The sequence below is a fragment of the Acidovorax sp. SDU_ACID1 genome, assembly GCF_045291395.1.
Classification (GTDB): Bacteria; Pseudomonadota; Gammaproteobacteria; order Burkholderiales; family Burkholderiaceae_C; genus MR-S7.
The window spans coordinates 3,268,085-3,290,588 of sequence record NZ_CP152342.1 but is presented as its reverse complement, the minus strand read 5'-3'; the positions used below and the strand labels follow the sequence as shown (position 1 = coordinate 3,290,588).

Genomic DNA, 22,504 nt, shown 5'->3' with positions numbered 1-22,504 from the left:
GGTCTCCTGGTGCGCCGCCCGCGCCGCGCCGGTCACACGGACCGGCTGCGCGCCAGCGGCGGGTTCTTGGCGAAGTACCGGATGATGCCGCGCATCAGCGCATCGGCCAACTGCTGCTGGTAGGCGCTCGACCGCAGCTTGGCCTCTTCCTCGGGGTTGCTGATGAAGGCGGTCTCCACCAGCACGCTGGGAATGTCGGGTGCCTTGAGCACGGCGAAGCCCGCCTGCTCCACGCGCGGCTTGTGCAGCCGGGCCATGCCGCCGATCTCGCCCAGCAGCACGCTGCCGAGCTTGAGGCTGTCGTTGATCTGCGCCGTGGTGCTCATGTCGAGCAGCGCGCGCTGCAGGTGGCGGTCGCGCTGCGAGCCGACGTTCACGCCGCCGATCAGGTCGGCCTGGTTCTCCTTGTTGGCGAGCCAGCGCGCGGCCGAGCTGGAGGCGCCGCTCTGGCTCAGCGCGAACACGCTGGCCCCGCGCGCGGCCGGAGTGGTGAACGCATCGGCGTGGATGGAGACGAACAGGTCCGCCTGCACGCGCCGTGCCTTGTCCACGCGCGTGGCCAGGGGCACGAAGTAGTCCGCGTCGCGCGTGAGGAAGGCGCGCATGGGGTTGCCGCCCACGCTGGTGGCGTTGATGCGGTCGCGCAGGAGGTGGGCCACCTTGAGCACCACGTCCTTCTCGCGCGTGCCGCCGGGACCGATGGCGCCCGGGTCTTCCCCTCCGTGGCCCGGGTCGAGGGCGACGATGATGAGGCGGTCCGTTGCCCGGGCCACGGTGGGTGCCGGCGGGCGCGCCGGCGGAGAGGCGGCCAGAGGGGGCTGCTGTGCGGGTGCGGCCGGTGCCGCGGGCACTGGCGGGACCTTGAGGCTGTGCTGGGCGATCAGGTCGCCGAGCGGGTCTTCCGCCAGGGACGCCGGTGGCGGCGCGGGGGTGGTCAGCGGCGCCTCGCGTAGCCGCTCGGCGATCAGCGCTTCCAGCGGGTCGGGCGCCTGGGCGGGGTAGAGGTCGAACACCAGCCGGTGCTGGTAGGCCGCGATGGGCGGCAGCGTGAACACCTGCGGCAGCGCGGCCTGCTTCAAATCCACCACCAGGCGCACCACGCCGGGTGCGTTCTGCCCCACGCGGATGCCGGCGATGTTGGGGTCGTCCGGCATGACCCGGGCCACCAGCTCGCGCAGCGAGGGGTTGAGGTCGATGCCCTCGATGTCCACCGCCAGGCGCGGCGGCGTGGCCACGAAGAACTGCTTGGCGACCAGCTGGCGATCGGACTCGATGGTCACGCGCGAGTAGTCCTGCGCGGGCCACACGCGCACCGCCACGATGGCGGCGCCGCGCGCGATCTGCTGCGCGCCCAGCAGCAGCACCAGGCTGCCTGCCTGCAGCAGAGAGCGGCGGGTGGAGCGTGAGCGGGGTGGGGGCGCGTCACTCATGGCGTGGAAAGTCCTAGGAGCACGTCACGGCCATGGGGCGTGTGGGCCTGCAGCGTCACGTGCCGGGCGTGATCATCCACTGCTTCAATGTAAATAGCAATATCCGCAGGCGGGGTGAGGCTTCCTGCGTTCCCGGGCCATTCGGCAAGCTTGAGGCCGGGGCCGGCGAAGATGTCGCGGAAGCCCGCGTCCTCCCACTCGCGCGGATCGGTGAAGCGGTAGAAGTCGAAGTGCCAGACGGGCAGGTCCCTCGCCTGGTGCGGCTCCACCACCGCATAGGTCGGGCTCTTGATGCGGCCTTGCACCCCCAGCGCGCGCAGCAGGTGGCGCACCAGCGTGGTCTTGCCCGCGCCCAGGTCGCCATGCAGGGTGATGAAGGCATTGCGCAGGCCGGGCTGAGCGGCCAGCCGCGCGGCGCACAGGGCCGTGTCGTCCTCGCTCTGCCAATGCTGCACCAGGCTGTGCAGGGGAGGGCTTTCTACAATTTGGCGGTAATGGTGTGCAGCAGTCAACTTGTTCCTCAGATACGAGGCTGGGCCCGCGAGCTGGGATTTTCCCAAATCGGCGTGGCGGGGGTGGATTTGTCCGAAGCCGAACCCGGATTGATGCAATGGCTGGCCCAGGGGTTCCATGGCGAGATGCACTACATGGCGGCCCACGGCCTCAAGCGCGCCCGGCCGGCCGAGCTGGTGCCCGGCACCGTGAGCGTGATCACCGCGCGCATGGACTACCTGCCGCGCGATACGGCGCCGGAGTGGCAGGCCGTCGAGCTGGGCCGGCTGGCGCGCCCGCAGGAGGCCGTCGTCTCCGTCTACGCCCGGGGCCGCGACTACCACAAGGTGCTGCGCGCGCGGCTGCAAAAGCTCAGCGACCGCGTCGCCGAGGCGGTGGGACCCTTCGGCCACCGCGTGTTCACCGACTCGGCTCCGGTGCTGGAGGCGGAACTCGCGCGCCGCAGCGGCCAGGGCTGGCGGGGCAAGCATACGCTGGTGCTCTCGCGCGAGGCGGGCTCCATGTTCTTCCTCGGCGAGATCTACGTGGACATGGCGCTGGAGCCCACCGCGCCCGTCAGTGCGCACTGCGGCAGCTGCCAGGCCTGCATGGACGTGTGCCCGACGCAGGCCATCGTGGCGCCGCACCGCGTGGACGCGCGGCGCTGCATCTCGTACCTGACCATCGAGCACGCGGGCAGCATCCCCCTGGAGCTGCGCCCGCTCATAGGCAACCGCATCTACGGCTGCGACGACTGCCAGCTCATCTGTCCCTGGAACAAGTTCGCGCAGACAAGCAGGCTGCCGGACTTCGACGCGCGCACAGGCCTGGTGGCGCAGCAGCTCGCGCACCTGTTCTCCTGGGACGAAGCCACCTTCCTGCGCATGACCGAGGGCGGGCCGATCCGCCGCATCGGCCACGAGCGCTGGCTGCGCAACATCGCCGTGGCGCTGGGCAATGCGCTGCGCGCTGCCGGCCCGGCGCAGGCGCCCGCGCTCGAGGCCGCGCTGCGCACCCGTGCAGAGCACGGCAGCGCCCTGGTGCGCGAGCATGTAGGCTGGGCCCTGGCGCAACAATAGGACGGACATGCCCACCAAGACCGCCTTTTTCCCGCCCGCTTCCCAGCGGGGCTGACACCGTTCGCATGGAATCTGGTGGCGGGCATCGCCTGCCTGGTGCTGGCCATGGGCGCCTACTGGTCGGTGCTGCTCAACGGCTACCGCACGCAGCAGCGCGAAACCGAGGCGCAGACCTGGCTGCGGGTGGGCCAGATATCCCATGCGGTGTCCGTGCAGGTGCAGACCCTGCTGTCGGGGCTGGACTACACCCTGCAAAGCCTGGCGACCGGCTATGCCGCCGGAGACGGGGCGGCTTTCCGGCAAATGGTCACGACGGTGTTCGACGCCTACCCCTTGGGCGTGCTCGTGCAGGTGGCCGTCGCCGATGCGGGCGGCGACATCGTCTATTCCAACCTGGCCCCGCCCGGCGGGCCGCAGGAGAAGGTGTCGATCCGCGACCGCGAGCATTTCCAGGCGCATGCCGAGCGGCGTGCCGCGGGCATGTTCGTGGGGACGCCCGTGCAGGGGCGCCTGTCGCGGCAGTGGACGATCCAGCTGAGCCGGCCCCTGCTGCGCGGCGGCGAATTCGACGGCGTGGTGGTGCTCTCGCTGTCGCCCGACTACATCGCCCGCTATTTCCGGGCCATCCTCGACGGGCCGGGCGACATCATCTCCCTGCTGCGCACCGACGGCACCTACCTCGCCCGCTCCCGGCAGCAGGATGCCGTGCTCGGCCGCGCGGTGCCGCCCGAGCGGCTGCACCTGTTCGAGCCGCAGCGCATGCAGGGCACCTACGACGTGGAGGCCCCTCCGGACGGCGTGCGGCGGCTCTATGCCTGGAGCCGCGTGCCGGACCAGCCGCTCATCGTCGCCGTGGGCTTGGACCGCCATGCCGTCTTCGGGCCGTTCCAGGCTACCGTGGCCCGCAGCCTGGTGCGCAACGGCGTGACGAGCGCGCTGATCCTGCTCGGCGCCCTGCTGACCGTCTGGCTGGCCGTGCAGCGCGAGCGCAGCGAGCGACTGCGCCTGCAGGGCGAGCGCCGCTTCGCCCGCCTGGCGCAGGAGGTGCCCGGCGGCCTGTTTCAGAGCCGCATGGACGAGGCGGGGGATTTCCGCCTGCTGTTCACCACGCCGGGCTTCTTCGAGGTGCATGGCCTGCCCCCCGCTGCCGGCCCGGCGGGCGAGGCTGGCCTGGCAAGCCGCGTGCACCCCGCCGACCTGCCGGCGCTGGCCGCGTCCGTGCGTGCCAGCATGGCCACGCAGGGTCTCTGGGACCACAAATACCGCGTGCGCCACCCCGGAGGCGGCCTGCGCTGGCTGCACGGCCATGCGCGGCCCCAGCGCGAGGACGACGGCACGCTGCTCTGGTACGGCTACGTACACGATGTGACGCAGGACCAGGCGCTGCAGGAAGCCATCCGCCGCAGCGAGGAGCGCCTGCGCGCCACCGTGCAGGCCGTGCGCGACGGCCTGTGGCAATGGGACTGCGAGAGCGGCCGCGTCGAATGGGATGCGCGCTGCTACCAGATGCTGGGTTTCGAGGACGGCGCCTTTGCGCTGCTGTACGAGGACTTCCTGGCCAGGATCCACCCCGCGGACGGCGAACGGGTGCGTGAAAGGCTGCGCCGCCACCTGGAGCTGGGCGAGGAGTTCCGCGTGGAAATGCGCCTGCGCACCGCGGAGAACGGCTGGCTCCACGTCGAGTCGCGCGGCGAGGTGTCCGAGCGCGACGCGCGCGGCCGCCCGCTGCACATGCTGGGCACGCACACCGACATCCAGCAGCGCGTGGAGCAGGGCCGCATGCTCAAGGCGCTGATCGACCGTGGCGGCGCGCTGGTGATGGTGGCCACGCCCGGCCGCGACATTCTCTACGCCAACGAACGCGCGGCCCAGGTCTTCGGCCTGCAGGCCGGCAGGCAGCCGCCGGGGCTGTCGTTTCGCCTGCTGCACGACAGCGACGAAGGCTTCGCCCGGTTCGCCGCGCTCTACGACCGGCTCCAGGCGGAAGGATCCGTGCGCGTGGAATGGGCGCTGCGCCTGCCTTCGGGCGACCCGCGCTGGTTCGACATGCAGGGCACGCAGCTCGACCCCGAGGACGGCGACGGCGGCGTGATCTGGACCCTGATCGACACCGACGCGCGCCGCCAGCGCGAAACGCGGCTGGAGACGCTGGCGCTCACCGACGCGCTCACCGGCATCCCCAACCGCCGGGCCTTCATGGAGCGGCTGGACATGGAGCTGGACCACCTGCGCGCCGGCCTGGTGGACGCGGCCACGCTCATCATGCTCGACATCGACCATTTCAAGCGCGTGAACGACACCTACGGCCACGCCGTGGGCGACGTGGTGCTCCAGGCACTTGCATGGGTGCTGGAGCAGGAACTGCGCAAGGACGACATGGTGGGCCGCCTGGGCGGCGAGGAGTTCGCGGCGCTGCTGTCCTCGGCCGGCGCGGAAGCCGGCTACCTGCGTGCCGAGCGCCTGCGCGAGGCGGTGGCAGCGCACCCGATTGCCGTGGATGGCGTGGGCGACATCCGCATCACCATCAGCCTCGGTGTCTATGCCCTGGCGCCGGACGATGCGCGGGCACTGGCCTGCCTGGAGCGTGCCGACGCGGCGATGTATTTCTCCAAGCGCAACGGGCGCAACCGCTCCACGCCGTGGAGCGAGAACCTGGCTACCGCACCATCCCCAGCGCCAGCGGCAGGCTGACCGCACCCAGCACGGTGGACAGCGTGACCAGCCCCGCCACGTAGGCCCCGTTGTGCCCCATGCGCGCCGCCAGCACGTAGCAGGTGGAGGCGGTGGACACGGCGCAGAACGCCATCAGCACCGCCGTCTGCGCGGCATCCAGGCCGAGCAGCCGGGCCAGGCCCCAGGCGATCAGCGGCTGCACCACGTGGCGGATGGCCAGCAGCGCCGTGGACAGCAGCTTGCTGCGCGTGAGCAGCCCGAACTGCAGGCCCGCGCCCGCCGCCATCAGCCCCAGCGCGAGCGACGCGGCGCTGATGCGGCTCACCGTCGGCTCCATCCAGAACGGAATGCGAAAGCCCAGCAGGTTCGCCGCCAGCCCCGTGGCGGTGGCCACGATCAGCGGGTTGCGCACCAGCTCGCGCACGAAGCCCTGCCGGCCGCCGCGCGCCATGGGCCACACGGCCGCCACGTTGAAGAGCGGCACGCACACGCCGATGAGCACGGCTGCCATCAGCAGGCCCTGGGCGCCCGCCAGGCGCTCGGCCAGCGCCAGCACGATGAAGGAATTGAAGCGGAAGGCCACCTGCGCGCTGGCCGCATGGTCGCGCCGGTCGATGTGACGGCCCAGCCAGGGCAGGTGGGGCAGGCTGTAGGCCAGCGCGATGCCGCACAGGCCGGTGCCCAGACCTGCGGCGATCAGGCCCGAGGCCTCGCCCACGTTGATGGGACTCTTGACGATGGACTGGAACAGCAGCACCGGAAAGAGCAGGTAGTACACCAGGCTTTCCACCGGCTGCCAGACCGAACGGTTCAGGGGGTGCAGCGGCACAGCAGGTAGCCGCACAGGATCAGGGAGAAGTCGGGAACGAGGAGCTGCGCGTAATTCACGGCGCGCAGCATACCGTGCGCAGTGTGGGGAAATCCCCAACAGATAATGGGCCCAGAGGGCGGGCATGGGCGGGCTGTGCGTTTAGGATCGCCGCCTACCCCCTCTTTTCTTTCACCAAACACAATTTGATGAGGAGCTTTTCTATGCAACGCCGCAATTGGCTGGGACTGGCACTGGCCGTCGCCGCAGGTACATCCTTCGCCCAGGGCTATCCCAACAAGCCCGTCAAGCTGCTGGTGCCCTTCGCACCCGGCGGCACCACGGACATCATCGGCCGCGTGATCGCCGATCCGCTGGGCAAGGCCCTGGGCCAGCCCGTGGTGGTGGAGAACCGCGGTGGTGGCGGCGGCGTCATCGGCGCGCAGGAAACCTCGCGCGCCGCGCCCGACGGCTACAACCTGGGCGTGGCCACCGTGTCCACCACGGCGGCCAACCCGGCGATCAACACCAAGATCCCCTACAACCCGGTCACCGACTTCACGCCCATCATCAACATCGCGGCCACGCCCAACATCATCGCGGTGCACCCGAGCTTCCCGGCCAAGGACTACAAGTCCTTCCTGGCGGAGATCCAGAAGAACCCCGGCAAGTATTCGTATTCCTCCTCGGGCACGGGCGGCATCGGCCACCTGCTGATGGAGCTGTACAAGAGCCTTACCAACACCTTCATCACGCACATCCCCTACCGTGGCGCGGGCCCGGCCCTGAACGACACCGTGGCGGGCCAGGTGCCCATGATCTTCGACAACCTGCCTTCGGCGCTGCCCTTCATCAAGGCCGGCAAGCTGATCCCCATCGTGGTTTCGGCACCCCAGCGCGTGGCGGCTCTGCCCAACGTGCCCACCTTCAAGGAAGTGGGCCTGGAGCCCGTGAACCGCATGGCCTACTACGGCATCCTGGGCCCCAAGAACCTGCCCAAGGAAGTGGTGGACAAGATCAGCGCCGGCACCAAGAAGGCCCTGGAAGACCCGGCAGTGCGCAAGCGCATCGAGGACACCGATTCCATCATCGTCGCCAACACGCCCGAGCAGTTCGCCGAGCAGATCAAGGCCGAGTTCGAGATCTACAAGCAGGTGGTGCAAAAGCAGAAGCTCACGCTGGAGTAAGCTGCGCGTTCCCCCAGACCAAAGCCGCCCCCGGGCGGCTTTTTCCTTTGTCCAAGCCATGCTGCCCGAAAGCCAGAACGCCATCGACCTGTTCATCGACGCCTTGTGGCTGGAGGACGGCCTCTCGCGCAACACCCTGGCCGCCTACCGCCGCGACCTCTCGATGTACGCACAGTGGCTTGCTGCGCAGGAGCCTGCGCTGGCGCTCGATGCGACGCAGGAGCACCACCTGGGCGGCTACTTCGCCGCGCGCCATGCCGAGACGCGCGCCACCTCCGCCAACCGGCGCCTCACGGTGCTGCGGCGCTACTTCCACTGGGCGCTGCGCGAGCGGCGCATCGCGCACGACCCCACGGTGCGCCTGCAGGCCGCACGCCAGCCGCTGCGCGTGCCGGGGACGCTCACGCAGGCGCAGGTCGAGGCGCTGCTGCAGGCGCCCGACGATGCCACGCCCCTGGGCCTGCGCGACCGCGCCATGCTGGAGCTGATGTACGCGAGCGGCCTGCGCGTCTCGGAGCTGGTCACGCTCAAGACCTTCCACGTGGGGCTGTCCGAGGGCGTGCTGCGCATCATGGGCAAGGGCGGCAAGGAGCGGCTCGTGCCCTTCGGCGACGAAGCGCGGCGCTGGCTGGAGCGCTATCTGGCCGAAGCGCGCGGCGCCATCCTGGGCGGGCAGCAGACCGACGACCTGTTCGTCACCCAGCGCGGCAGCGGCATGACGCGCGTGATGTTCTGGGTCATCGTCAAGAAATGCGCGCAGGCGGCGGGCATCACCGCGCCGCTCTCGCCCCATACGCTGCGCCATGCGTTCGCCACGCACCTGCTCAACCACGGCGCCGACCTGCGCGTGGTGCAGCTGCTGCTGGGGCACGCGGACATCTCCACCACCACCATCTACACCCACGTGGCGCGCGAGCGGCTCAAGGCGCTCCATGCCCAGCACCACCCGCGCGGGTGATGTTGATAGGGAAATCGGCCTCTGGCGCTTTACCAGAAAGCGCGAGCAGCTATTAAAAGAGAAGCGCTGCCTCAGCCTGGCAGCGCTTGGCGCCCGCGGCGCAGGGCCGCCGCGTCGATCTGCGAGAGCGACGCCTCGCCGTGCGCCAGGCGCAGCAGCCGCATCGTGTCGGCCACGCCGCGCACCTGGCCCTGCAGTGCCTCGCCGGCAGCGGCGAGCTGCTCCACCAGCGCGGCGTTCTGCTGCGTGATGGAGTCCAGGTGCGCGACGGCCGCGTTGATCTGCGCGATGCCGCTCTGCTGCTCGGCTGCGGCGGTGCTGATCTCGCCCAGCGCCGTGTCCACGCGGCGCACGGTCTGCAGCGCCTCGTCCATGCGCTCGCGCGCCTCGCCCGCGGCCGCGGTGCCCGAGGCCACGCGCGCGGACGATTCGCCGATGAGCTGCTTGATGTCGCGCGCGGCCTGCGCGGTGCGCGAAGCCAGCGTGCGCACCTCCGCCGCCACCACGGCGAAGCCCCGCCCGGCATCGCCCGCGCGCGCTGCCTCGACGGCGGCGTTGAGCGCCAGCAGGTTGGTCTGGAAGGCCACGCCTTCGATGATCTGCACGATGCCCTCGATGTGCCGCGACGCGCTGGCGATGCCCTCCATGGTGGCGCCCACGGCCTGTACCGAATCGCTGCCGCGCTGGGTGGTGGCCGTGGCCTCGGCCGCGAAGCGTGCGCCCTGGCCGGCGGAGGCGGCGCTGCTGTGCACCGTGCCGTTGATCTGCTCCATCGATGCGGCCGTCTGCTCCAGGCTGCCGGCCTGGGCCTCGGTGCGCGACGACAGATCGTGGTTGCCGCGGGCGATCTCGCGCACCGAGGTGTCGAGCCGCTGCAGCTCCGCGCGCACGTCGCGCACCACGGTGCGCAGGTTCACGCACAGCTGGAACAGCGCGCGCTGCAGTTGCCCCACGCTGCCGCTGGCGCCCGTCTGCACGGTGTGCGACAGATCGCCCGATGCCAGGTGGTTGGCATCCCGCACCAGGGCGTCCAGCGGCGCGATGGCGAGCCTGCGCGTCAGCGCCACCGCGGCCGCCGCTGACGCCACGGCCGCCGCGCCCGTCGCCGCCCAGGGCGCGCCCAGCGCCGCGCACGCCAGCGGCGCCACCACGGCGAGCGCCTGTGCCAGCGCCAGCCGCACGGGCGTGGAGGGGCGGCCAGCCGTGCCAGGCGACCGCGCAGGTCTCGCCGCACCACGGCGCCGCGCTGCAGCGCGTGCACCGTGCGCCCCGCATCGGCCTGCACGCGCATGGCCGTGTAGAGCGCTTCGGCGGCTTGCACCTGCTCGCGCGCGGGCAGGGTGCGCACCGACAGGAAACCCGTGATCCGGTTGCCGTCGCGCATGGGCGTGACGTTGGCCTGCACCCAGTAGAAATCGCCGTTCTTGCGCCGGTTCTTCACGAGGCCCGTCCATGGCTGGCCGGCCTGGATGGTGTCCCACAGGTCGCGGAAGGCCTCGGCGGGCATGTCGGGGTGGCGGATCAGGTTGTGCGGCTGGCCCAGCAGCTCGTCCTGCACGAAGCCGCTCACCGCGATGAAGGCCGGGTTGCAGTAGGTGATGCGGCCCTTGGTGTCGGTGACGGAAACCAGCGTTTCCTGCGCGGGGAACGCGTATTCGCTGGCGGTGACGGGGAGGTTGATCCGCATGGCGCCTATCCTTGGAGTGTGTCGTCGGTGGGGAGGGGGGCAGGGCGCAGCCAGCGGCGCTCCAGCTCGGCCGCGGGCATGGCGCGGCCGAACAGCCAGCCCTGCACCTCGTCGCACTGCAGCGCGTGCAGCCTGTGGCGCTGCTCCTGCGTTTCCACGCCCTCGGCCACGGTCCGCAGCCCCAGGGCGCGGGCCATGCCGATCACCGCCGTCACGATGGCGAGGTGGCCGGGCTCGGCGAGCATGCCGTGCACGAAGGACATGTCGATCTTGATGCGCGAGACGGGAAAGTCGCGCAGCCGCGCGAGCGAGGAGTAGCCCGTGCCGAAATCGTCGAGGGAGAGCGTGAAGCCCAGCTCCACGAGGCGCGAGGCCACGCGGCGCGCGCGGTCGGGGTGCAGCATCAGCGCGGATTCGGTGATCTCCAGCTCGATCGCCTGCGGGCGCACGCCGTGCGCGCGCACCAGCGCCAGCGCGCGCTCGGCGAATGCATCGCCCATCATCTGCGTGGCCGAGACGTTGACGGCGATGGGCGGCGGCCGCGCCACGCCCGCGTCGCGCCAGGCCCGCCATTGCCGCGCGGCGGCGTCCAGGCTCCAGTCGCCCAGCGCCATGATGAGCCCCCGCTCCTCGGCGGCCACGATGAACTCCGCCGGGCTCACCCATCCCCATTCGGCGTCGTGCCAGCGCGCCAGGGCCTCCACGCCCACGATCCGGCCCGATGCGATGTCCACCTTCGGCTGGAAGTGCAGCTCCAGCAGAGACTGCTGCAGCGCGGCCTCCAGCCGCGTGCCGAGCGCGATGCGCCGCTGCACCTGCCGGCCCAGAGCCTCGTCGTAGAGCAGGCAGCCGCAGCCCTGCATCTTGGCCCGGTACATTGCCATGTCCGCGCACTGCAGCAGCTCGTCCACGTCCTGGCCATGCGCGGGGTAGAGGGCCACGCCGATGCTGGCGCCCACCTCGAAGCGCAGGCCGTCCACCCACACGGGACGCTGCAGCGCAGCGTGCACCTGTCGTGCCAGGGCCAGCACGTCCTCGCCATCGGCCAGGGGGTGGGCGAACATGAATTCGTCGCCGCCCAGGCGCGCCAGCACGCCGCCTGCGCCCAGCGCGTCCTGGCAATGCCGGGCCACCGCCACGAGCACGCGGTCGCCAGCGGCGTGGCCCTGGGTGTCGTTGATCTCCTTGAACTTGTCGAGATCCGCGAACAGCACCACGGCGCGCTGCTTCTGCTCGCCCGCCTCGTGCAGCAGGCGCTGCACCTGCTTCATGCCGTGCATGCGGTTGGGCAGGCCGGTGAGCGTGTCGAAGAAGGCCAGCCGCTGCATGTACTGCTCGGTGTGGTGGCGTTCCGTGATGTCGAGCACGGTGCCGTAGCCGCGCACGGGCTGGCCGGCCGCGCCGTGCTCGGTCCTGCCGCGCAGGTCCACCCAGCGCACCTGGCCGCCGTGGCGCACGCGCAGCGAGAAGGCGTGGTGGCCGCGCGCCAGCCCCTCGGCCCACTGGGCATCCGCGTAGCCGCGGTCGTCGGGGTGCACGCAGTCCAGCAGGTCGCCGTAGCCGAACGGCTGGCCTTCGGGCCAGCCGAGGATGCGCGCGGCCTGCGGCGTGAGGGCGATGCGTCCGTCGAACAGGGTGTGCCAGGTGCCGATGTTGGCCACCTCCTGGGCGTTGAGCAGGTCGCGCAGGAACTGCTCGCGCTCGCGCAGGTCCTCGATGGTCAGCAGCAGGCGCGGCGCGGCGCCGCTGCCCGGCTGCAGGGTGTGCGCGGTGACGGCCACCGGCAGGGCCAGGGCCTGCGCGCGCGGGCGCAACTGCACCGTGCCCCGCGCATGGCCGTGCAGCAGCGCCTGCTGCGCCAGCGCGGGCAGGCCGCCCACGTCCATCAGGGCGCCCAGCGGATGGCCCACCAGCGCCTCGGGCGCGCAGCCGGCCAGGTGCGCGAAGGCCTCGTTGGCGAACACCACGTCCAGGTCGGCGGTGGCGACCACCGTGCCGTAGGGCAGGCGCGCGAAGGCGGCGCCGTAGTCGCGCAGCTCCGAGATCATCTCGTCGCGCAGCGCGATGTAGGTGTCGATGGCCAGTCCCATGTCCAGGAAGACCACCTTGACGAGCGCCTGGAGCGCGGCCACCCAGTCGTCGGCGGGCAGGCCCAGGCGCGCCACCACGGGCAACAGCTGCGTGAGGTACTGGCTGTAGGCGCCGAGGTACCAGCCGGGGGGCAGCCCGACGCGCGCGTGCGTCAGGCCCACGCGCTGGCGTTCCAGCCCATAGGCCTCGTCGTAGCGGCCGGCGGTGAGCGTGTGGAAGTAGCGGGTCTGCAGCCGCTGCAGGCGGGCGAGGGAGTCGTCGTCCGGGATGAGCGCGCGCATCTCCTCGAACGAGAGCAGGTGGCGGTAGAAGCCTTCGACGAAGCCCGGCGCTCCTTCGCCCAGCGCGGCGTGCAGGCCCTGCAGGATGCGCTCGTCCTTCGCGGTCAGGTTCAGGAACTCTTTGCGGTGCTGAAAGCTTTGGGGCTTTTCCAAATTCCCTCCCCGGGCCACGGGCGCTGCGGGTACGACAAGCGGTCGCGCCGTTGTCCTATCCCAAATGTACGAATTGGTGTGTGTATGAATGAGTATACGTAACCAACAGTGCGCGGGTGGACCAACCGACTTCAGACCCGCGCAAGCTCCTCGGCCAGAGGATCAGGGAATTGCGCGCGCGCAAGGGGGTCACGCAGGAGGAACTGGCCGACCGCTGCGACATGTTCCGCACCTATCTGAGCCGCATCGAGTCGGGGCAGGCCAACCCCACGCTGACCGCCCTGCACGTGCTGGCACGGGGGCTGGAGGTGTCCGTGCCGGAGCTGTTGTCGCCGCCCGAAATGCCGATGGAACGGGTGCGCGTGCAGGGCGCGCAGCCCGTCTCCCGCGGCAGGGTGCGGCGGTAAGCAGGGCGGCCGCAGCTCGGTTACGCTTGCGCCCTTCCACCCGATAACACCCCCAAGGAGACTCCATGAATCTCAAGCACTGGGCTGCCGCCCTGGCGCTGGCCGGCACGGCGACACTGGCCTTCGCGCAGGCCTGGCCCGCAGCCAAGCCCATCCGGCTCATCGTGGGCTATCCGCCTGGCGGCGGCATCGACTTCGCCGCGCGCACGGTGCAGGTGCCGCTGCAGGAGGCGCTGGGCCAGCAGATCGTGATGGACTACAAGCCCGGCGCCAGCGGCATGATCGCGGCGACGGAGCTCACGCGCGCCGCGCCCGACGGCTACACGCTGCTGCTGGCCAACACCGGGCCCTTCGCCATCGCGCCCTACCTGCAGGCCAAGAAGCCCTACGACCCGCTCACGCAGTTCACCTACATCGGGCAGATCAGCCAGGGCAGCTACATCGCCGTCACGCGGCCCGACCATCCGGCCAAGGACCTGAAGGACTGGGTGCAGTGGGCGCGCGCCAACACGGGCAAGGTCAACTTCGCCTCGGGCGGCACCGGCACCTCGACGCACCTCAACGGCGAGCTGATGAACCAGGCCACGGGGCTCAACGTCACCCATGTGCCCTACAAGGGCAGCGCGCCCGCGATCCAGGACCTGCTCGGCGGCCAGACGCAGCTGCTGATCGACGCGGGCAGCGTGCTGCTGCCCCAGGTGAAGGGCGGCAAGCTCAAGGCCCTGGCCGTGACCGGTCCGCAGCGCGACCCGCAGCTGCCCGACGTGCCCACGGTGCGCGAACTGGGCCTGGGCGCCATGGAGTCCGTGGGCTTCCAGGGGCTCGTGGCGCCCGCGGGCCTGCCGCAGGCCATCACCGACCGCCTCTCGGCCGAGCTGGCCAAGGTGCTCGCGCAGCCGGAGGTCAAGGCCAAGTTCGCGGGTGCGGGCGCCGAGGTGCATCCGCTGGGCGCCGCCGAGTTCGCGGACTTCGTGAAGGCGGACAACGAAAAATGGGCGCGCCTGATCCGCGAGCGCAAGCTGCAGCTCGATTGATTTTTCCAACCCCTACAGGACTGTTTCCATGCCATCCCCTACCCGCCGCCAGCTTCTGGCTTCCCTTGCCGTCGCTCCGCTGTCCGTGGCTGCCCAGCCGGCGCCGTGGCCGTCCAATCCCATCCGCATCGTCGTCGCCTATCCGGCCGGCGGCGTGAGCGACGTGGTGGCGCGTGCGCTGGGCGACAAGCTCTCCGCGCGGCTGGGTACGCCCGTGGTGGTGGAGAACAAGGCGGGCGCGGGTGGCACGATCGGCATGGACATGGTGGCCAAGGCGGCCCCGGACGGCTACACGCTGGGCTTTTCCGCCATCAGCCCGCTGGTGCTCAACCCGCACCTGGGCAAACCCCCCTTCGACCCGGTGCGCGACATCGCGCCCGTGGCCAGCGTGATGTATTCGCCGGTGCTGCTGCTGGGCACGCAGGCCACCGCCGCGCGGGACTTCCGCCAGCTGCTGGCGGCGGCCAAGGCCAAGCCGGGCGACGTGCGCTGGGCGACGTCGGGCCTGGCGTCGCTGGGCCACATCATGCTGGAGCACATCATGCAGGGCAGCGGCGTGCAGATCACGCATGTGCCCTACAAGGGCGGCGGCCAGCAGCTCAACGACGCGCTCTCCGGCCAGTTCGAGGTGCTCTCCACCAATGCAGGCCCGGCGGTGATGCAGCACATCAAGGCCGGCAAGCTGCATCCGCTTGCCGTGGGCGCGCCCAAGCGCCTGCAGGCGCTGCCCGACGTGCCCACGCTGGCCGAGCTGGGCCTGCCCGCAGCCAACCTGACGTCGGTGTTCGGCATCTTCGCGCCCGCCAAAACGCCCGCGCCGGTGCGCGAGCGGCTCAATGCCGAGATCAACCACGCGCTGGCGCTGCCCGACATCCGGGCGCGGCTGGAGGCGTCCGACAACGTGCCCACGGGTGGCACGGCGGCCGAGTTCGCGCGCCAGATCGCGCAGGAGTCCGAGAGCAACGCGCGCATCATCCGCGCGGCGAACATCCGCCTGGATTGATCAGTCGTCGCCCTGCAGGTTCTCGGCCCAGGCCAGGGCCTGCAGGTGGGCCCAGTTGACCTGCCGGTTGGACAGGTGCAGCGCCTCCGCTGTGCGGGCGAAGGTGACGTCGTCCCCGCTTTCGCAGGCCTTGGTCAGCTCCAGGAAGGGGGCGAACACGCCCTGGTTGTGCAGCAGCGCGTCCAGCACGGACTGGGGCAGGGCCACGGTTTCGAGCGCACGCTCCAGCGGCACGCCGAGCATGGTGTCCAGCAGCGAGAACACGCCGACCACGAAGGCGTTGTCGCACTCCTCGGGCGGCAGCAGCTCGGCCGCCAGCAGCTCCATGAGGCGCCCGCGCACCACGGCGGTCTGGCCCACGGCAGGCGGCGAGCCGCTGGCGCGCGAGGTGGTCATGAGCAGCGCAGCCCAGCGGAACAGCTTCTTGAGCCCCAGGATCATCACCGCGTGGCGGAACGAGGTGATCTCGCACGACAGGCCGAAGCCCGAGGAGTTGATGAAGCGCAGCAGGTTGAAGGACAGCGTCGGGTCCTTCTTGAGCAGGTCCTCGATCTCGGCCGTGCTGGCCTGTTTGCGCACCAGGTTGATGAGCTGGATGATGGTGGCCTGCGAGGGGCGGATGGTTTGCGCCTTCACTACGGACGGCTGCGCGAACCAGTAGCCCTGGAACAGCTTCACCCCCAGGGCGGCCATGCGCTCGTGCTGCTCGGCCGTCTCCACCTTTTCCGCCACCAGCGTGGCCTGGGTGTGGGCGCGCGCGAATTTCACCAGCGGTTCGGCCAGCTCGGGCTTGAAGGCCTGCATGTCGAGCTTGATGAACGAGGCCAGCGGCAGCCAGCTCGCATAGGCGCGGCGCAGCACGCTCTGGTTGAAGGCCACGCGAAAGCCCCGCGTGCGCAGGGCGTGGAGCACGGGGATCTGCGCCTCGATCTGCTCGGGCGTGGCGTCGGCCGCGAGGACGGGCACTTCCAGCACCACTTTCTCGGGGTGGATCAGCTCGAGGTGGGCGCCGGCCAGGCTGTCGTGCGTGCAGTTGATGAACACCGTCTTGCGGCCCACCAGGGCCTCGGTGCCGGCGTAGGAGAGGGCGTTGAACAGCAGCGCCGCGTCGCTCGCGGCCGTGTGCGCATCGGCCGCGGTGGAGCGGTCGAACAGCTCGTAGCCGAAGACGGCGCGGTGCTCGTCCAGGATGGCTTGGCGGGCGATGATGACCAGGTTCTCGGCGCCCGTGCCTGCATCCTGCGGGGAGGGCGGCGCGAGGGTTGTCTCTGCGGAATCGGGGGTGCTCGACATGGTGGGCCTCTGGGGCAAGGGACTCAGGGTGATTTTAGGGCGTGTCATCCATCAAATCCCCCGCGTGCTGGCCCCGCAATGGGGATGGATGCGCGAAGCGCGGCGCAGCCAATAGCCGCAGCTATTGGCAAGCCGTGCGACAAAGCAGACGCCCCTCGCGCGGGGGGATTTGATGGATGACAAGCTCTAGGAGTGCGCCAGCTGGTCGGCCCAGGCCAGCGCCTGCAGGTGCGCCCAGTTGATCTGCTGGTTGGAGAGCTTGAGCGACTGCGCCGCATGGTCGAAGGCGCTGTCGTTGCTGGTTTCGCAGGCCTCCACGAGGGTGAGCAACTCGCCGAACACGCCCTGGCGGTGCAGCAGCGCGTCGTCCACCCCGTCGGGCATGTGCAGCAGGCCCACGGCGGAGGCCAGCGGCATGCCCAGCATCTGGTCGAGCATGGAGAAGATGCCGATGACGAAGGCCTTGTCCGCCTCCTCGGGCGGCAGGAATTCCTGGGCCAGCAGCTCCATGAGCCGCCCGCGCACCACGGCGGTCTGGCCCACGGCGGGCGGCGTGCCGCCGCTGCGCATGGCCGTCAGCAGCAGGGCGGCCCAGCGGAAGAGCTTTTTCAGGCCGAGCAGCAGCACCGCCTGGCGGAAGGATGTGACCTCGTGCGCCAGCCCCAGGCCCGCGGAGTTGATGAGCCGCATGAGGTTGAAGGCCAGGCCCGCATCCTTCTTGAGCACTTCCTCGATCTCGGCGGTGGAGGCCTGGCTGCGCACCAGGTTCAGCAGCTGCACGATGCTGGCCTGCGTGGGGGTGAGCAGCTTGGCCTCGATCAGCGCCGGGCGCGAGAACCAGTAGCCCTGGAAGAGCTGCACGCCCAGGGAGGACACCATGTCGTACTGCTGCGCGGTCTCGATCTTCTCGGCGATCAGCTCGGCTTGGGAGTGGCGGCCGGCGTAGTTGATGAGCACGGCCACCTGGTCCGGCGCCAGCACCGACAGGTCGAGCTTGATGTAGTCCGCCAGCGGCAGCCAGGGCGCGTAGGCCGATTCCAGCACCGTGTGGTTGAACGCCAGGTGGAAGCCCCGCGCGCGCAGGCCTGCCAGGATGGGCAGGCGCGCGGCCACTTCGTGGTTGGCGGTATGGCCGAGCGCGGGGATCTCCAGCACCACCTTGTCGGGGTTCACCAGCTCCAGGTGCCCGCCGGCCAGGCTCTCGTGGGTGCAGTTCACGAAGATCAGCATCTTGCCCACCAGCTCTTCCGTGCCCGCGTGGGACAGGGCGGTGAAGACCAGGATCACGTCGCTGGCCGCCGTGTGCGCGCCGTGGGAGCGGGAGCGGTTGAAGAGCTCGTAGCCCACCACCGCCTGCTGGCCGTTCATGATGGCCTGGCGCGCGATCATCGCGCCGCTGGTGCCGCCGGCTGCCGGGCTGGAAGGGGGAGGAGGGGCGGTAGGCGATGTGGACATGGGCAGACAGGAAACGGTGAGCGGGCGCCACGCGCCGCGCGGATACCGGGGGCATTGTAGGAAAAGAACGTGGCCTAGCCATGCTGCAGCCAGAGCATCTCCGCCTCGGTGAAGCCCGCCGCGCGCCGCGCCGCCTCGTTGAGCGGCGGCTTGGGGCGTGGCGCCTCGTGGCGCTGCACCAGCACGGCGTAGTGCGCCACCGGGTCCAGCCCCTCGCGCTCGCACAGCCAGCCGTACCAGTGGTTGCCGATGGCCACGTGGCCCACCTCCTCGCGCAGGATGACATGAAGGATGTCCACGGCCGCCAGAGCGTCGGGCGTGCCCACGTTGCGCAGCTTGTGCTGGATCAGCGGCGTGGCGTCCAGGCCGCGCGCCTCCAGCGTGCGCGGCACCAGGGCCATGCGCGCCACGATGTCGTGGGCCGTCTTCTCGCACATGCTCCACAGGCCCTGGTGCGCGGGAAAGTCGCCGTAGTCGTGGCCCAGGTGCGTGCGCAGGTGGCCCTGCAACAGGCGGAAGTGCCGGGCCTCTTCACCGGCCACGCGCAGCCAGTCCAGGTAGAACTGGCGGGGCATGCCGGGAAAGCGCCAGACGGCGTCCAGCGCGAGGTTGATGGCGTTGAACTCGATGTGGGCGATGGCGTGGACCAGCACCGCGCGCCCCTCGGCCGTGGCCGGCGAGCGGCGCGCCACGGCCGTGTGGTGCCGCAGCTCGGGCCGCACAGGGTGGCCGGGCAGGGGCTGGTTGGGGGTGAGTGCTGCGTCGAATGCTATTGAAAGCGTAGCTGCCTGCGCTTGCAGGTCAAGCGCTGCAGTCGATTTTTGTTCAGGGTCCGTCAGGCACAAGACCTGCAGGGCACGTTGGCGAAGCTCCATCCCTACAATTCTAGGTTTCCCCCACATGGAGACAACGGCGATGGCGCTCTACGAACTGGATGGCACGGCACCGCAGGTGGCCGCATCGGCCTGGGTGGCCGACAGCGCGCAGGTCATGGGCAACGTGTCGGTGGGCGAGGACGCCAGCGTCTGGTTTGGCACCGTGGTGCGCGGCGACTGCGAGAGCATCGCCATCGGCGCGGGCTCCAACGTGCAGGATGCCAGCGTGCTGCATGCCGACGTGGGCAAGCCGCTGGTGATCGGCGAGCGCGTCACCGTGGGCCACCAGGTCATGCTGCACGGCTGCACCATCGGCGACGAGTCGCTGATCGGCATCGGCGCCATCGTGCTCAACGGCGCCAGGATCGGCAAGAACTGCCTGGTAGGCGCCGGCTCGCTGGTCACCGAGGGCAAGGAATTCCCCGACGGCTCCATGATCCTGGGCAGCCCCGCCAAGGCGGTGCGCCAGCTCACGCCCGAACAGATCGAAGGCCTGCGCCAGAGCGCGCAGCATTACATCGAGAACGCGCGCCGCTTCCGTGGCGGACTGCGCAAGATCGGCTGAAAGACGAAGTGTCCGAACTCCACAAGTTTCTATTCGACGGCTTGCCCGTGCGCGGCATGGTCGTGCGCCTGACCGATGCCTGGACGGAGCTGCTGGCCCGCCGCGCCGGTAACACCGAAACGGGGCCCTATGCCCCGCCCGTGGCCGAGCTACTGGGCGAGATGGCCGCCGCGGGCGTGCTGATGCAGTCCAACATCAAGTTCAACGGCGCGCTGGTGCTGCAGGTGTTCGGCGACGGCCCGGTCAAGCTGGCCGTGGCGGAGGTGCGCTCCGACCTGGGCCTGCGCGCCACCGCCACCGTGGCGGGCGAACTGCCGGTGGATGCGCGGCTCCCCGACATGGTGAACGTGGGCGGCGGCGGGCGCTGCGCCATCACGCTGGACCCGCAGGACCGCCGGCCCGGCCAGCAGCCCTACCAGGGCGTGGTGCCGCTGCATGGCGACCGGGGCGAGAAGCTGCACCGCCTCTCCGACGTGCTGCAGCACTACATGCTGCAGTCCGAACAGCTCGACACCACGCTGGTACTGGCCGCCAACGACCAGGTGGCGGCCGGCCTGCTGATCCAGCGCATGCCGATCAAGGGCGAGGGCAACCTGGGCGCCATGACCGCCGCCGAGAACGAGGATGCCATCGGCCGCAGCGAGGACTACAACCGCATCGCCACGCTGGCCGCGAGCCTCACGCGCGAGGAACTGCTCACGCTGGACGTGGACACCATCCTGCGCCGCCTGTTCTGGGAGGAGAAGCTGCTGCGCTTCGCCCCGCGCCAGGGGGCGGACGGCCCGCGCTTTTCCTGTACCTGCAGCCGCGAGCGCGTGGGCAACATGCTGCGCAACCTGGGCGCCGAGGAGGTCGAGAGCATCCTGGCCGAGCGCGGCAACGTGGAGGTGGGCTGCGAATACTGCGGCCAGCAGTACCACTTCGACCCGGTGGATGCGGCGCAGCTCTTCACCGAGCCGGGCAAGCAGCCGCCTGCGACGTCGCGGGTGCAATAAACCTCAGTACTCGCGCAGCGCCGTGAACAGACGGTGCTCGCACTCGGGGTCGCTGCATTTCTCGCAGCCCCAGGGACGCAGACGCTGTTTTGAATGAAATCGGGCCTCAGCGCTTTCTGGTAAAGCGCAAGCAGCTATTAAATCAATAGCTTCCAGCGCGCTGCGCAGTTGCGAATCCGGCGGGCCGTGCAGCACCTGGTGCGCCACGCCCGCCTGCAGGAGCGCGGCACGCAGCTGCATCTCGCGGGCAGCGGGGCTGGGCAGTGCGCAGAGCAACGTTAATTGAAAGCCGGGGCCGGGCGGCCCGGTGACGACTTCGGTGCGGGCGAGCGGCCGTGCCTCGTGCAAACCCCGCGCCAGCGCCGCACAGGCCCCGCCATCGGCGCCTGTCACCGCTATGCGCAGATCAGCGGCGGGCCGGAGTGACATGCACGTAGATCTCGCCCGGCTTGACCATGCCGAGTTCGCTGCGCGCCTTTTCCTCGACCATCTCCAGCCCGTCCTTGAGGTCCTGCACCTCGGCGGCCAGGTGCTCGTTGGCCTGGCGCGCCTGGGCGTTGGCCGCCTGCTGCGCGGCGATCTGGCGGCGCATGTCCTCCACGTGGCCCACGCTGCCGCGCCCCGTCCACAGCTGCGCATGGATGCCCACGAGCAGCAGCAGCAGGAACAGCGGGACGATGCGTGAGCCCACGGGCTACCGGCCGATCAGCGCAGGTTGTAGAACGCGTCGCGGCCGGGATAGTGGGCGATGTCGCCCAGGTCTTCCTCAATGCGCAGGAGCTGGTTGTACTTGGCGATGCGGTCGGAGCGGCTGAGCGAACCGGTCTTGATCTGCCCCGCGTTGGTGCCCACGGCGATGTCGGCGATGGTGGAGTCCTCGGTCTCGCCCGAGCGGTGCGAGATCACGGCGGTGTAGCCCGCGCGCTTGGCCATCTCGATGGCGGCGAAGGTCTCGGTGAGAGTGCCGATCTGGTTGATCTTGATGAGGATCGAGTTGCCGATGCCCTTGTCGATGCCTTCCTTGAGGATCTTGGTGTTGGTCACGAACAGGTCGTCGCCCACGAGCTGCACGTTCTTGCCCAGGCGCTCGGTGAGGATCTTCCAGCCGTCCCAGTCTCCCTCGGCCATGCCGTCCTCGATGGAGATGATGGGGTACTTGTCGCACCACGTGGCGAGCATGTCCGTCCACTGCTGGGCGCTGAGGCGCAGGCCGCCTTCGCCTTCGAGCACATACTGGCCGTCCTGGAAGAACTCGCTGGCGGCGCAGTCCAGGCCCAGGGCGATCTGCTCGCCCGCCGTGTAGCCCGCGGCCTCGATGGCCTGCAGGATGAGCTGGATCGCGGCCTCGTGGCTGTCCACGCTCGGGGCGAACCCGCCTTCGTCGCCCACGGCGGTGCTCATGCCCTTGTCGTGGATGATCTTCTTGAGCGCGTGGAACACTTCGGCGCCCCAGCGCACGGCCTCGCGGAAGCTGGGCGCGCCCACGGGGATGATCATGAATTCCTGCAGGTCCAGGCTGTTGTTGGCGTGCGCGCCGCCGTTGATGACGTTCATCATCGGCACGGGCAGCTGCATGCCGCCCATGCCGCCCAGGTAGCGGTACAGGGGCAGGCCGGATTCCTCGGCGGCGGCGCGGGCCACGGCCATCGAGACGGCGAGCATGGCGTTCGCGCCCAGGCGGCTCTTGTTGTCGGTGCCGTCCAGGTCGATCAGGGTCTTGTCGAGGAACGCCTGCTCGGAGGCATCGAGGCCCAGCACGGATTCGCTGATCTCGGTGTTGATGTGCTCCACGGCCTTGAGAACGCCCTTGCCCAGGTAGCGGCTCTTGTCGCCGTCGCGCAGCTCGATGGCTTCGCGGCTGCCGGTGGACGCGCCGCTGGGCACGGCGGCGCGGCCCATCACGCCGCTTTCCAGCAGCACGTCGCATTCGACGGTGGGATTGCCGCGGCTGTCCAGCACTTCGCGGCCTACGATGTCAACGATGGCACTCATGGTTTCCTCTTTGTAGGGAAGTTTTGAATCGAATCGAGCTCCAGCG

18 protein-coding genes and 2 pseudogenes are annotated in these 22,504 nt (G+C 70.1%); 9 read left to right on the top strand and 11 right to left on the bottom strand.

Annotated features, from left to right (window positions below; genetic code table 11):
• Positions 1-32 precede the first annotated feature (32 nt).
• On the bottom strand, positions 33-1,430 hold the full coding sequence (locus AAG689_RS16080) for an N-acetylmuramoyl-L-alanine amidase (protein WP_406622861.1): 1,398 nt from the start codon (positions 1,428-1,430) through the stop codon (positions 33-35).
• Positions 1,427-1,942: a tRNA (adenosine(37)-N6)-threonylcarbamoyltransferase complex ATPase subunit type 1 TsaE gene (gene tsaE / locus AAG689_RS16075; RefSeq protein ID WP_406622860.1), complete on the bottom strand. Its 516-nt coding sequence runs from the start codon at positions 1,940-1,942 to the stop codon at positions 1,427-1,429. The genes AAG689_RS16080 and tsaE overlap by 4 nt, the downstream gene beginning before the upstream one ends.
• Positions 1,943-1,954: 12 nt before the next feature.
• Here tsaE and queG point away from each other — a divergent pair, with 12 nt between their 5' ends.
• Together queG and AAG689_RS16065 are read left to right on the top strand one after the other, a co-directional pair.
• Complete coding sequence (gene queG / locus AAG689_RS16070; protein WP_406626353.1) at positions 1,955-3,001, top strand: tRNA epoxyqueuosine(34) reductase QueG; 1,047 nt, start codon at positions 1,955-1,957, stop codon at positions 2,999-3,001.
• A 75-nt stretch (positions 3,002-3,076) separates the two neighbouring features.
• Entirely contained in the window at positions 3,077-5,692 is a 2,616-nt protein-coding gene (locus AAG689_RS16065) for a diguanylate cyclase (protein ID WP_406622859.1), read from the top strand.
• Here AAG689_RS16065 and AAG689_RS16060 read toward each other — a convergent pair.
• A pseudogene (locus tag AAG689_RS16060) lies at positions 5,658-6,574 on the bottom strand (AEC family transporter). The gene AAG689_RS16065 and the pseudogene AAG689_RS16060 sit on opposite strands and share 35 nt — an antisense overlap.
• Before the next feature lie 132 nt (positions 6,575-6,706).
• Here AAG689_RS16060 and AAG689_RS16055 point away from each other — a divergent pair.
• The gene (locus tag AAG689_RS16055; RefSeq protein ID WP_020226939.1) at positions 6,707-7,669 is read left to right on the top strand and encodes a tripartite tricarboxylate transporter substrate binding protein BugE; all 963 of its coding nucleotides are present in this window, start codon (positions 6,707-6,709) and stop codon (positions 7,667-7,669) included.
• Positions 7,670-7,727: 58 nt separating this feature from the next.
• The gene (xerD, locus tag AAG689_RS16050) at positions 7,728-8,627 is read left to right on the top strand and encodes a site-specific tyrosine recombinase XerD (protein ID WP_406622858.1); all 900 of its coding nucleotides are present in this window, start codon (positions 7,728-7,730) and stop codon (positions 8,625-8,627) included.
• Between the two features lie 71 nt (positions 8,628-8,698).
• On the opposite strand, the pseudogene AAG689_RS16045 reads toward xerD, so the two are convergent.
• Positions 8,699-10,314 (bottom strand): annotated as a pseudogene (locus AAG689_RS16045) (methyl-accepting chemotaxis protein).
• A 5-nt stretch (positions 10,315-10,319) separates the two neighbouring features.
• On the bottom strand, positions 10,320-12,839 hold the full coding sequence (locus AAG689_RS16040) for an EAL domain-containing protein (protein WP_406622857.1): 2,520 nt from the start codon (positions 12,837-12,839) through the stop codon (positions 10,320-10,322).
• A 116-nt stretch (positions 12,840-12,955) separates the two neighbouring features.
• Here AAG689_RS16040 and AAG689_RS16035 point away from each other — a divergent pair, with 116 nt between their 5' ends.
• The 3 genes from AAG689_RS16035 (at position 12,956) to AAG689_RS16025 (ending at position 15,283) form a co-directional block, all read left to right on the top strand.
• Positions 12,956-13,246 carry a helix-turn-helix domain-containing protein gene (locus AAG689_RS16035; RefSeq protein ID WP_406622856.1) on the top strand — a complete coding sequence of 97 codons (291 nt, stop codon included), beginning with the start codon at positions 12,956-12,958 and terminating at the stop codon, positions 13,244-13,246.
• A 65-nt stretch (positions 13,247-13,311) separates the two neighbouring features.
• Positions 13,312-14,280 (top strand): Bug family tripartite tricarboxylate transporter substrate binding protein, encoded by a 969-nt coding sequence (locus AAG689_RS16030; protein WP_406622855.1) that lies wholly within the window; start codon positions 13,312-13,314, stop codon positions 14,278-14,280.
• 28 nt (positions 14,281-14,308) lie between these two features.
• Positions 14,309-15,283 (top strand): Bug family tripartite tricarboxylate transporter substrate binding protein, encoded by a 975-nt coding sequence (locus tag AAG689_RS16025; protein WP_406622854.1) that lies wholly within the window; start codon positions 14,309-14,311, stop codon positions 15,281-15,283.
• Here AAG689_RS16025 and AAG689_RS16020 read toward each other — a convergent pair whose 3' ends face one another.
• From AAG689_RS16020 to AAG689_RS16010, 3 genes are all read right to left on the bottom strand, one after another.
• Complete coding sequence (locus AAG689_RS16020; protein WP_406622853.1) at positions 15,284-16,576, bottom strand: EAL and HDOD domain-containing protein; 1,293 nt, start codon at positions 16,574-16,576, stop codon at positions 15,284-15,286.
• Between the two features lie 186 nt (positions 16,577-16,762).
• Positions 16,763-18,031 carry an EAL and HDOD domain-containing protein gene (locus AAG689_RS16015; RefSeq protein ID WP_406622852.1) on the bottom strand — a complete coding sequence of 423 codons (1,269 nt, stop codon included), beginning with the start codon at positions 18,029-18,031 and terminating at the stop codon, positions 16,763-16,765.
• Positions 18,032-18,105: 74 nt separating this feature from the next.
• On the bottom strand, positions 18,106-18,906 hold the full coding sequence (locus tag AAG689_RS16010) for a ferritin-like domain-containing protein (protein WP_034689800.1): 801 nt from the start codon (positions 18,904-18,906) through the stop codon (positions 18,106-18,108).
• 40 nt (positions 18,907-18,946) lie between these two features.
• Between AAG689_RS16010 and AAG689_RS16005 the strand changes: the two genes are divergently transcribed.
• Both AAG689_RS16005 and AAG689_RS16000 read left to right on the top strand, forming a co-directional pair.
• Positions 18,947-19,471 carry a gamma carbonic anhydrase family protein gene (locus tag AAG689_RS16005; RefSeq protein ID WP_020226949.1) on the top strand — a complete coding sequence of 175 codons (525 nt, stop codon included), beginning with the start codon at positions 18,947-18,949 and terminating at the stop codon, positions 19,469-19,471.
• 8 nt (positions 19,472-19,479) lie between these two features.
• A complete protein-coding gene (locus tag AAG689_RS16000) occupies positions 19,480-20,466 on the top strand; it encodes an Hsp33 family molecular chaperone HslO (protein ID WP_020226950.1) in 987 nt (328 codons plus the stop codon).
• A 3-nt stretch (positions 20,467-20,469) separates the two neighbouring features.
• Here AAG689_RS16000 and AAG689_RS15995 read toward each other — a convergent pair whose 3' ends face one another.
• Genes AAG689_RS15995 through eno form a run of 3 tightly spaced genes read right to left on the bottom strand, consistent with a single transcriptional unit; the run spans position 20,470 to position 22,458 of the window.
• Complete coding sequence (locus tag AAG689_RS15995; protein WP_024000837.1) at positions 20,470-20,859, bottom strand: hypothetical protein; 390 nt, start codon at positions 20,857-20,859, stop codon at positions 20,470-20,472.
• A 13-nt stretch (positions 20,860-20,872) separates the two neighbouring features.
• Positions 20,873-21,157: a septum formation initiator family protein gene (locus AAG689_RS15990; protein WP_020226952.1), complete on the bottom strand. Its 285-nt coding sequence runs from the start codon at positions 21,155-21,157 to the stop codon at positions 20,873-20,875.
• 14 nt (positions 21,158-21,171) lie between these two features.
• On the bottom strand, positions 21,172-22,458 hold the full coding sequence (gene eno / locus AAG689_RS15985) for a phosphopyruvate hydratase (protein ID WP_406622851.1): 1,287 nt from the start codon (positions 22,456-22,458) through the stop codon (positions 21,172-21,174).
• Positions 22,459-22,504: the final 46 nt, after the last annotated feature.